Source organism: Citrobacter sp. Cf118 (assembly GCF_030334095.1).
GTDB classification, from domain to species: domain Bacteria; phylum Pseudomonadota; class Gammaproteobacteria; order Enterobacterales; family Enterobacteriaceae; genus Citrobacter; species Citrobacter freundii.
On sequence record NZ_JAOWES010000051.1, the window covers coordinates 1 to 9,851 of the forward strand.

A 9,851-nucleotide genomic window follows, 5' to 3' on the forward strand; every position below is an offset into this window, starting at 1 on the left:
TTGTTCCGGTACTTAATCTGTCGGTGTTCAACGTCAGACGGGCACCGGCCTTCGCGTTTGAGCAGAGCAAGCGCGCGACCATAGGCGGGCGCTTTATCCGTGTTGATGAATCGCGGGATCTGCCACTTCTTCACGTTGTTGAGGATTTTACCCAGAAACCGGTATGCAGCTTTGCTGTTACGACGGGAGGAGAGATAAAAATCGACAGTGCGGCCCCGGCTGTCGACGGCCCGGTACAGATACGCCCAGCGGCCATTGACCTTCACGTAGGTTTCATCCATGTGCCACGGGCAAAGATCGGAAGGGTTACGCCAGTACCAGCGCAGCCGTTTTTCCATTTCAGGCGCATAACGCTGAACCCAGCGGTAAATCGTGGAGTGATCGACATTCACTCCGCGTTCAGCCAGCATCTCCTGCAGCTCACGGTAACTGATGCCGTATTTGCAGTACCAGCGTACGGCCCACAGAATGATGTCACGCTGAAAATGCCGGCCTTTGAATGGGTTCATGTGCAGCTCCATCAGCAAAAGGGGATGATAAGTTTATCACCACCGACTATTTGCAACAGTGCCGGATTGAGCGGCGTGGCATGGTCAGTCTTCCCGCAGGTACTGGTACAAAGTTTCGCGGCTGATGCCGAAGTCACGGGCCACCAAGGTTTTCTGGTCGCCTGCCGCAACTCGCCGTTTCAACTCGGCAATTTGTTCGCTGTTCAGCGATTTCTTTCGTCCCCGGTAGGCCCCGCGCTGCTTAGCCAGCACGATTCCCTCGCGCTGACGTTCGCGGATCAGAGCGCGCTCGAACTCAGCAAAGGCTCCCATGACCGACAGCATCAGATTGGCCATCGGTGAGTCCTCGCCGGTGAACGTTAGCCCTTCTTTGACGAACTCCATGCGCACGCCCCGTTGTGTCAGCCCTTGGACGATGCGGCGCAGGTCATCAAGGTTGCGTGCCAACCTGTCCATGCTATGCACCACCACGGTGTCGCCCTCGCGGACGAAGGCCAGCAGCCTTTCAAGTTCGGGACGTTGTGTGTCCTTGCCTGAAGCCTTATCGGTGAATACCTTGCCGACTTCTATTTGTTCCAGTTGTCGATCAGGATTCTGGTCGAAGCTGCTGACGCGAACGTAGCCGATACGTTGACCTTGCAAGATGCCTCCAAAGGTAAAAATGTCAGGATGAAATCTATTACCCTTGGCTGAATGTGTCAATAAATATAAATTAATACCCTACTCTGACGTTGTTTGTGCTCAACATCTGACATCAGGTTAGGGTATGCCTCAATCTGACGGCTGCGAACCGCCAGGGACAGGCGCAATGTCAGATTCTGTCGCGGCCTTGGCGCGTGCCTGGAAGCGTTCATAGCAATCCAGCCCGCAGAAATGTTCGACGTATTCCGCGCCTTCCGGGGTGAAGGCGGCATCGAGCGGAATTTCTTTGCAGCATACGCAGCAGGTGGTGCAACTGGCAGTGTTCGGGGCGTTTGCGTTCATGGTGGTACTCCTCCAGATTGGTAGCGAAGCTCAAAGCTGCCCACTCTCGGCTGGCTGGGAAGCGGTCATGATCTTCCCTTGAAGGCCCGCAGCAGCCGCGTCACAGACAGGACAAACAAGCCGGTCAGCGTGAGGGCTGCAATACCCCAGTGCTCCCCGATGAACGCGCCGGCCGTCGTGCCGGCTAGCACAATGGCGAGAATCGGCAAATGGCAGGGACAGGTGAGCACGGCCAGCGCGCCCCACAAGTAGCCGGTGATCGGTTTGTGCGTCTCAGACGGCAAGTGCTCTGGGCTGTTCATGGCAGACTCTCCGCGTGCTGTGCCGGTTCGGTTGGCATGGCGGCCAGTTGCATTTCGAGGCTGGCCAGGGCCTCGCGCCGACGCTCGACGAGTTGCCGCAACACGGCAAGCTGCGCAGACGCACCGTCACCGTCCGCAGCATCCAGCGCCCGGCACAGCCGCGCCAGTGCGTCCAGGCCGATACCCGCTTCGAAGGCAGCCCGTACAAAGCGCAGCCGTTGCAACGCGGTGTCATCGAACAAGCCGTAGCCGCCCGTGGTGCACGCGACCGGCCGTAGCAATCCGCGCAGCAGGTAGTCGCGCACGATATGCACGCTCACCCCGGCATCAAGGGCCAGCCGGGACACTGTGTAGGCGCTCATTGAACACCTCCTTTTCCTCATCCGGCGCAGCACGAAAGCTGCTTCACGTCCTTGCTGAAGGTCTGCGCCGCGAGCTTCAGCCCTTCGACCATGGTCAGGTAGGGGAACAATTGGTCGGCCAGTTCCTGCACGGTCATACGGTTGCGAATGGCGAGCACCGCCGTCTGGATCAGTTCACCCGCTTCCGGGGCCACCGCTTGCACGCCGATGAGCCGTCCGCTACCTTCCTCGATGACCAGCTTGATGAAGCCGCGTGTGTCGAAGTTGGCAAGCGCACGCGGCACGTTGTCCAAGGTCAAGGTGCGACTGTCGGTCTCGATCCCGTCGTGATGTGCTTCCGCCTCGCTGTAGCCCACGGTGGCGACCTGCGGGTCGGTGAACACCACGGCCGGCATTGCGGTCAGGTCCAGGGCCGCATCGCCGCCAGTCATGTTGATCGCAGCACGGGTGCCGGCCGCTGCCGCCACATAGACGAACTGAGGCTGGTCGGTGCAGTCGCCAGCCGCATAAATGTGTGGCGTACTGGTGCGCATGCCCTTGTCGATGACGATGGCCCCCTGCGCATTGGCAGCGACTCCCGCCGCTTCCAATGCCAGGCTGCGCGTGTTCGGTGCCCTGCCAGTGGCGACCAGCAGCTGGTCGGCGCGTATTTCACCGTACCCGGTGGTCAGCACGAATTCGCCGTCCACATGCGCGACCTGGCTGGCTTGCGTGTATTCCAATACCTTGATCCCTTCGGCACGGAACGCGGCTGTAACGGCCTCGCCGATGGCCGGGTCTTCGCGGAAGAACAGCGTGCTGCGTGCCAGGATCGTCACTTTGCTGCCCAGCCGGGCAAAGGCTTGCGCCAGTTCCAGCGCCACCACAGACGAGCCGATCACGGCCAGGCGCTCGGGAATGGTGTCGCTGACCAGGGCCTCGGTGGAAGTCCAGTAGGGTGACTCTTTCAGGCCCGGAATCGGCGGCACGGCCGGGCTGGCACCCGTGGCGACCAGGCAGCGGTCGAACGCCACCACACGCTCGCCGCCATCGTTTAAACGGACGGCAAGGCTCTGGTCGTCCTTGAAACGCGCTTCACCATGCAGCACGGTGATGGCCGGGTTGCTGTCCAGGATGCCTTCGTACTTGGCGTGGCGCAGCTCATCGACGCGCGCCTGCTGCTGGGCCAGTAGTTTGCTGCGATCAATCGCAGGCACAGTCGCCGCGATGCCACTGTCGAATGGGCTTTCACGGCGCAAATGGGCGATATGGGCAGCGCGGATCATGATCTTGGACGGCACGCAGCCGACATTGACGCAAGTACCGCCGATGGTGCCGCGCTCGATCAGCGTGACGTTCGCACCTTGCTCGACGGCCTTCAGCGCCGCCGCCATCGCGGCTCCGCCGCTGCCAATAACGGCGACGTGCAGTCCGTCCCCATCACCACCAGCCTTGTCGCCACCGCCCAGCCATCCCAGCGCCTTGCCAAGCAGTCTGCCCCGCGCTGAAGTGGATGGGGCATCGGCGGGTGTGGCCTTGTAGCCGAGGCCGGCCACAGCGGCGGTCAGCGCCTCTGGCGAGGTGCCGGGATCGGTGGCGAGTTGCGCGGAGCCTTTCGGGTAGGACACGAGCGCCGACAGCACGCCCGGCACTTTCTCCAGGGCGTCCTTGACATGTGTCGCGCACGAGTCGCAGGTCATTCCGGTGATATTCAAATACATTGCATCGTTCCTTTTCGTTTCGGCAACTGCCAATGCAGTTAGCCGTGTTTGGGTGGTAGTTCGCAGCGGCGGTTGGCCGGTGAGAGCAGATCCCAGATCGACACCCCGATCATCAAGGCCAGACCGACATAGAGGAGGTTCGCCGTCCACCAATTGCCAAAAAACAAGAGCATGGCCGCCAGCACGATGGCTGGGCCGACCATCCCGAGCAGGCTGCGGTACCATTGCCGATGACTCAGCCAGCCCAGTGCATTCGCCAGCAAAGCCACGACTGCGAACAGCGGCAGCAGCTTGGAGATAAACAACCCTTCGTATTCCTGTAGAAAGCCAAGGCCGATGGCCGCGCCCAGGCTGGCGATAGCCGGGAAACAGGCAGCGCATCCCATCGCGGAAACAACGCTGCCAAGCGCGCCAGCCTTGTCGGCAATGCGTGTAATCAGTCCCATGATCGCCCCAGGTTCGGGTTCAGTGGCTCACTGCTTGACGCTGGACGGATAGCCCGCGTCTCCGGTTGCCTTGGTCAGCTTCTGCACGCTGGTCTTGGCATCATCGAACGTGACAACCGCTTCGCGTGTCTCGAAGGTCACGTCAATTTTGCTGACGCCTTCGACCTTGGAAATCGCCTTCTTGACGGTGATCGGGCAGGTGGAGCAGGTCATGCCCGGTACGGACAGCGTGACGGTCTGGGTGGCGGCCCACACGGGGGCAACAACGGCAGCGAGGGCGAGGGCGGCAAACAGTTTTTTCATGATGAACTCCTGTGATTAATAGAAAAATGGCATGACGTAGGGAAATCCGAGCGCGACCAGGACCAGCGCGGCCACGATCCAGAAAATGAGCTTGTAAGTAGCTCGCACTTGGGGAATCGCGCAGACCTCACCCGGTTTGCAGGCTTGCGCCGGGCGGTAGATGCGCCGCCAGGCGAAAAACAGCGCGACCAGCGCTGCGCCGATGAAGATCGGGCGATAGGGTTCCAGCACCGTCAGGTTGCCGATCCATGCCCCGCTGAACCCCAAGGCGATCAAAACCAGCGGCCCCAGGCAGCAGGCCGACGCAAGAATGGCGGCCAGCCCACCGGCGAAGAGCGCGCCGCGCCCGTTTTGTGGTTCAGACATACGCTTGTCCTTTCAAATTTGGTTTGGATAGCTTAAGCTTACTTCCGTAGTTATGTACGGAGTCAAGCGATATGCAAATTAATTTTGAGAATCTGACCATTGGCGTTTTTGCCAAGGCGGCCGGGGTCAATGTGGAGACCATCCGGTTCTACCAGCGCAAGGGCCTGCTGCCGGAGCCAGACAAGCCCTATGGCAGCATTCGCCGCTATGGCGAGGCGGATGTAACACGAGTGCGGTTCGTGAAATCGGCCCAGCGGCTGGGCTTTAGCCTGGACGAAATCGCCGAGCTACTGCGGCTGGAGGATGGCACCCATTGCGAGGAAGCCAGCGGCCTGGCCGAGCACAAGCTCAAGGATGTGCGCGAGAAGATGGCCGACTTGGCACGCATGGAGGCCGTGCTGTCTGAACTGGTGTGCGCCTGCCACGCGCGGAAAGGGAACGTTTCCTGCCCGCTGATTGCGTCACTGCAAGACGGAACGAAGCTCGCTGCATCGGCGCGGGGGAGTCACGGGGTGACTACGCCTTAGCGTGCTTTATTTTCCGAATTCTGAGACGACCCCAGGTAGCAGAGCTGCACCGCGAAGCCCAGCCGATTGGCCGGGCCGCGCCGCTGCCGGATGATGGAGAGGTCGCTTTCGCTGAACGTGTAGTGACGGATCAACTCATCCTTGGTGTCCGGCAACGCCAGCAGGCTTTCGCGCTCGGCGGCGGAGAGGATCGAACGGCGGGGCATGCGGTTTCCTTCTTCTTGAAAACGTAGGTTTGTGACAAGCCCGCCAAGGCAACCGGCGCGGCACGGGAATCAAGGCATTGCGATTCTCGAAAATAGTTCTTGAAATTCTATTCTTGATTGCATATCATCTCAACGAGTTTCGATAAGAAAGGATGCGCATGCGACCGTCTGTTGTGCTTGACATGAAGCGAAGCGCAGTGCGTGAAGCGGTAGGCCGCTTTCGCGCCGCGAACCCGCGCGTCTTCGGCTCGGTGCTGCATGGCACCGACCGGGATGGCAGCGACCTCGACCTGTTGGTCGATGCGCTGCCCGGTGCCACGTTGTTGGACTTGGGCGATTTGGAAGAAGAACTGAAATCGCTGCTCGGCGTTGACGTCGATCTGCTGACTCCCGGCGACCTGCCGCCGAAGTTCCGGGCCAAGGTGCTCGCGGAGGCGCAACCGATATGAGCGAGAACCGCCTGCCCGATTACCTCGACCACATTCAGCAGGCCGCAACCGATGCGCGCAGCTTCGTGGAAGGGATGGCCAAGGACGACTTCTTGGCCGACAAGCGCACCCAGCAGGCCGTCATCATGAGCCTGATCGTCATCGGCGAGGCGGCCACAAAGGTGATGGATGGCTACGTCGAGTTCACCCAGGCGCATGCCGACGTGCCGTGGCGCAGCATGCGCAATATGCGTAATCGCATGGCTCACGGCTATTTCGACATCAACCTCGATGTGGTGTGGGAGACGGTACAGGAATGGCTGCCGGCGTTGCTCCAGCAATTGCCCGCCGTGCGTCAGGATGCCGACGATGAAGACCGTAACGACAACTGTGAAAGAGGGATCTCCGATGACTGTTGAATCGAGAATATTTTCTGTAGCCGAGTATGTTCAGCCGTCCGAAGGCGAGCCTATTCGTTCCGTTGTGCTTGAAACCCGAGACTCAATTATCGTGGTTTGGCATGTCCATCCCGGGCAGGAAATTGCGGCTCACATTCATCCTCACGGCCAAGACACGTGGACTGTTTTGTCGGGAATGGCTGATTACTTTCAGGGCAATGGGATTGTTCGTGCCCTCAGGGAAGGTGAGATAGCCGTGGCAAGACCGGGCCAAGTGCACGGGGCGCGAAATACAGGTACCGAGCCATTTGTGTTAGTCTCGGTTGTGGCATCAGCCAATGCCGGTTTCGTATTGGCTGAGCGATAGAGCCCAATCTCTGGAGTTGGTCCAATGAGCGGTCGGGGAGATAGGTAACAGACATGCAGCGGACACGGCTGCTAAACCAGGTCGCAAACCTCCTTGCGTCGCAGCGTGCCGCAAGCGACGCGATCAATCGAATGGGGTCGGCATGAGACTGAACACCATCCAGTTCCCGACCGCGTAGCCGCCTGTCCTGCCGATCAGGTCTTGACCATCGACGCCTGGGATCAGTCCTGAATGTTCTTGGAGACCACTACGTTATGAGCCGCAGCCGCCGCAAAACACCCATCGTCGGGCACACGACCTGCGGCAGCGAGCGCGAGGACAAGAAGCTCTGGCATCAGCGCTGGCGCACCCGTGAGCGCACGGCGCTGACCAGCGCGTCGCCCGAAGCCCTGAGCGCCCATCTGCCCCTGCTGGAAAACCAGGCCAGCAGCGTCTGGTCGATGGGCAAGGATGGCCGCTCCTACTGGCCCGTCAAGCGCCAGGCCGCCACGGCGGATCGCATCGCCAATCACAAGGGACGCAACCCGCAAGAACGCGCCTCCCTGAAAAAGCGCCTGCTTACACTGTGATTCCTTCAAAATATCTCAACGAAATTTCCCGACACCTGTTTAAGCTATCTTGCTGATATTTCTGTTTTTCGATTTTTGCCGGCGCGATGCCGGCGACGTTGGCCAGCTGCCCCGGGCGCGATACTGAGATCAGTTTCTTTGAACAAAAAAACCGCCTTTTGGCGGTCAGTATTCAGTAGCTGGAACGGTAGTCTCTCCCCCGATTCCAGCGGTCTTGCCAGTGTTCGAGGAATGATTCAGCGAGCTTAGGCATGTTCCAGATCACCACCGCATTCTCCGAGTTTTTCGTTTCGGCCGCTTTGGTGAAATTAAAGCTGCCAGTTTCAACGGTCACATTATCCACGATGATCACCTTGTCATGCTGGATAGGGAAATCACTGTCAGTACGCAAAGGGATGCCGCTGTTCGCTATGTAGTTCATGGCCGCAATGCTGGCGCGCCCCGTATTGCCCCTTTCATCAATTACGATTTTCACATCAACTCCCCGTTTTTTGGCTGCTACCAGTGCTTTCATAATATCCGGGGCGGTAAAAGAATAAGCCATCATCCGTATCGAGGTTTTTGCGGAGTCAATGGCGCTCAGGACGAGAACGCGGGCGCTTCCTTCAGGCGAGTAGCCAACCTGAACGGATGGTTCCACCGCAAAGGCGGGCAGGGCGGCTGTCGTAAATGCTGCGGCCAGAAGCCAGGTTGCTAAGTTTTTCATTACAGGCTCCCGTTCACACACTGCATTTTATATTCAGGGTCAAAATAAATTTCTTTGATTTTCCGCTTTTCCATATGCACCACAACGTCAATGGTGGAGTAGAGCATTCGCATAATATCGCTCATATCGAGCATACGGCCGATAGGGGTCGCCTTGATAAGCAGCCCAATACGGTTAAAGGCATCGCGCGCAGAGTTAGCGTGCGTTGACATAACACCGCCTGGATGGCCGGTATTAAGTGCTTTAAGATAATCCCACGCAGCATCATCCCTAAGCTCAGTCATGATGATACGGCCCGGTGTCAGACGCATACAGGCTCGCAGGGCATCAGTGGCGCTGACGCGGCCGATCTTTCCTGCATCGCCGTACATCATATAAACGGCTTCTACAACGTGATCGACCGTGACTTCGTGAACGTCCTCTAAAATAATTACACGCTCGTCTTTATGTAGCGATTTTAACAGCGCGCGCGTGAGTACCGTTTTCCCCGACCCGGTTTCACCGCAGATCACGATAGTGCGTTTCTTCTCAACGGCGGTTTGCAGGAATGCGGGCCATTTTTCGCTGCTGTGCAGCTCTTTAAGGAAAAAATCATCATCCGTTAGGCTTTGCTTGCTGCCGGTAATCTTCCGGCAGTCACGGGGTTTGAAGGCCAATGGAACGAAAACGTACGTTAAGAATGTAATTTATTGATATTCATAAAAATAAAAAAAGGATCGCTGATTGATCCTTTTGTTTTGCTATTTGAATTTCGATAAACATTAACCACGAGAATGCAGTAGCTCGGCTATCTCATGAGCAATTTCATCGATTGTATGAGTTGCAGTACTACGAGCAACTTTGTCTGCTAATGATGGACTAAAATCGACAACTTCTTGTTTTGTAATATTATGCCATATGGGAAGCAATATTTGCTCACCAGAAATAGCACGAGTGACGATTCCATCAAGTTCATAATTTGTCCAACCTTTGCTTATAAACGCCGGAGACAAAACTACTAACCCAACACGACTGTTTGCTAAACCTTTGTCTATTTTTTGTCTCAGGCTGTCACCAATTCTTAACGTCATTTCGTCATACCATACATTAAGGCCGTGACTGATTAATGAGTTTGCCAGAGAGCGAACAAAATCATCTTTATCCTCTGAGGCATGCGAAATAAATACGTCATGTATCTCGTTGCTCTGTGCTGTTGACGGTGGTCTGTTATCTCTTACCAGACTAGGAACTTCGCTTAACGGCCTATCCTGAATTTCAGGAAGAACCCCTGGAAGAACGCGAACAGAAGCCCTGGTACTCCCCCTTAATCCCTGCATATCTACAGCAATATGCCAATGGCCTGATGAAGGGATCTGTAACCTTATGGGGGAGCGCTTTGCTAACCCACCAATGTAGGAATGTCGTCGGCCATTCTTATAACTACTGAAGTTAGAACTATCCATTAGTCTAACATTTGCACCACTGGTAAGGGTGATTTCAACAATCTCCCCTCTTTTTCTTTGACCAAGATCATTATGGATGAATTGCATGTAAGTCTGCTCTCTTCATTTGAATTGGAAGAATGTAGCCACTTCCTGATTATACTGTATCCAGTGGTTGAGAGGGCACTGTTGCAAAGTTAGCGATGAGGCAGCCTTTTGTCTTATTCAAAGGCCTTACATTTCAAAAACTCTGCTTA

Annotated in this window: 17 protein-coding genes and 1 pseudogene; 5 read left to right on the top strand and 13 right to left on the bottom strand. The window is 57.0% G+C overall.

The features are described 5' to 3' along the window. The 9 genes from OGX67_RS01815 to OGX67_RS01855 all read right to left on the bottom strand — a co-directional run. Positions 1-509, bottom strand: a 509-nt coding sequence (locus OGX67_RS01815) for an IS6-like element IS26 family transposase (RefSeq protein WP_061317786.1), incomplete at its 3' end; no start/stop codon positions are given. Positions 510-593: 84 nt separating this feature from the next. Then, positions 594-1,151: a recombinase family protein gene (locus OGX67_RS01820; RefSeq protein ID WP_001162010.1), complete on the bottom strand. Its 558-nt coding sequence runs from the start codon at positions 1,149-1,151 to the stop codon at positions 594-596. Between the two features lie 129 nt (positions 1,152-1,280). After that, positions 1,281-1,493: a DUF3330 domain-containing protein gene (locus tag OGX67_RS01825; RefSeq protein WP_000993245.1), complete on the bottom strand. Its 213-nt coding sequence runs from the start codon at positions 1,491-1,493 to the stop codon at positions 1,281-1,283. Between the two features lie 65 nt (positions 1,494-1,558). Continuing rightward, complete coding sequence (merE, locus tag OGX67_RS01830) at positions 1,559-1,795, bottom strand: broad-spectrum mercury transporter MerE (RefSeq protein ID WP_001087807.1); 237 nt, start codon at positions 1,793-1,795, stop codon at positions 1,559-1,561. Continuing rightward, complete coding sequence (gene merD, locus OGX67_RS01835) at positions 1,792-2,157, bottom strand: mercury resistance co-regulator MerD (protein ID WP_001277463.1); 366 nt, start codon at positions 2,155-2,157, stop codon at positions 1,792-1,794. Before merD ends, merE begins: the two co-directional genes overlap by 4 nt. Positions 2,158-2,174: 17 nt before the next feature. Next, on the bottom strand, positions 2,175-3,857 hold the full coding sequence (merA, locus tag OGX67_RS01840; protein ID WP_000281123.1) for a mercury(II) reductase: 1,683 nt from the start codon (positions 3,855-3,857) through the stop codon (positions 2,175-2,177). A gap of 38 nt (positions 3,858-3,895) precedes the next feature. Next, positions 3,896-4,303 (bottom strand): organomercurial transporter MerC, encoded by a 408-nt coding sequence (gene merC / locus OGX67_RS01845; RefSeq protein WP_000522993.1) that lies wholly within the window; start codon positions 4,301-4,303, stop codon positions 3,896-3,898. 27 nt (positions 4,304-4,330) lie between these two features. Further along, the gene (gene merP / locus OGX67_RS01850; protein WP_000732276.1) at positions 4,331-4,606 is read right to left on the bottom strand and encodes a mercury resistance system periplasmic binding protein MerP; all 276 of its coding nucleotides are present in this window, start codon (positions 4,604-4,606) and stop codon (positions 4,331-4,333) included. 15 nt (positions 4,607-4,621) lie between these two features. Further along, a complete protein-coding gene (locus tag OGX67_RS01855; RefSeq protein ID WP_001294660.1) occupies positions 4,622-4,972 on the bottom strand; it encodes a mercuric transport protein MerT in 351 nt (116 codons plus the stop codon). A 71-nt stretch (positions 4,973-5,043) separates the two neighbouring features. Between OGX67_RS01855 and merR the strand changes: the two genes are divergently transcribed. Further along, a complete protein-coding gene (merR, locus tag OGX67_RS01860) occupies positions 5,044-5,499 on the top strand; it encodes a mercury resistance transcriptional regulator MerR (protein WP_001166628.1) in 456 nt (151 codons plus the stop codon). 32 nt (positions 5,500-5,531) lie between these two features. Here the strand turns inward: merR and OGX67_RS01865 are convergent. Beyond that, positions 5,532-5,705: pseudogene (locus OGX67_RS01865) on the bottom strand (DUF4158 domain-containing protein); the annotation flags it as partial. A gap of 182 nt (positions 5,706-5,887) precedes the next feature. Between OGX67_RS01865 and OGX67_RS01870 the strand changes: the two are divergent. From OGX67_RS01870 to OGX67_RS01885, 4 genes are all read left to right on the top strand, one after another. Then, a complete protein-coding gene (locus tag OGX67_RS01870) occupies positions 5,888-6,154 on the top strand; it encodes a nucleotidyltransferase family protein (RefSeq protein ID WP_016487057.1) in 267 nt (88 codons plus the stop codon). After that, positions 6,151-6,552, top strand: a complete 402-nt coding sequence (locus OGX67_RS01875; RefSeq protein WP_001293886.1) for a HepT-like ribonuclease domain-containing protein — start codon at positions 6,151-6,153, stop codon at positions 6,550-6,552. The genes OGX67_RS01870 and OGX67_RS01875 overlap by 4 nt, the downstream gene beginning before the upstream one ends. Next, entirely contained in the window at positions 6,542-6,898 is a 357-nt protein-coding gene (locus tag OGX67_RS01880) for a cupin domain-containing protein (protein ID WP_000215515.1), read from the top strand. The genes OGX67_RS01875 and OGX67_RS01880 overlap by 11 nt, the downstream gene beginning before the upstream one ends. Positions 6,899-7,152: 254 nt before the next feature. Further along, the gene (locus OGX67_RS01885) at positions 7,153-7,467 is read left to right on the top strand and encodes a hypothetical protein (RefSeq protein ID WP_000091613.1); all 315 of its coding nucleotides are present in this window, start codon (positions 7,153-7,155) and stop codon (positions 7,465-7,467) included. Positions 7,468-7,639: 172 nt separating this feature from the next. On the opposite strand, the gene OGX67_RS01890 is transcribed toward OGX67_RS01885, so the two are convergent. From OGX67_RS01890 to OGX67_RS01900, 3 genes are all read right to left on the bottom strand, one after another. Then, positions 7,640-8,173 carry a phospholipase D family nuclease gene (locus OGX67_RS01890; RefSeq protein ID WP_000792636.1) on the bottom strand — a complete coding sequence of 178 codons (534 nt, stop codon included), beginning with the start codon at positions 8,171-8,173 and terminating at the stop codon, positions 7,640-7,642. Beyond that, a complete protein-coding gene (locus tag OGX67_RS01895) occupies positions 8,173-8,829 on the bottom strand; it encodes a CpaF/VirB11 family protein (RefSeq protein ID WP_000874714.1) in 657 nt (218 codons plus the stop codon). The genes OGX67_RS01890 and OGX67_RS01895 overlap by 1 nt, the downstream gene beginning before the upstream one ends. Positions 8,830-8,934: 105 nt before the next feature. After that, the gene (locus OGX67_RS01900) at positions 8,935-9,702 is read right to left on the bottom strand and encodes a DUF1883 domain-containing protein (protein ID WP_001159650.1); all 768 of its coding nucleotides are present in this window, start codon (positions 9,700-9,702) and stop codon (positions 8,935-8,937) included. Between the last annotated feature and the right edge of the window lie 149 nt (positions 9,703-9,851).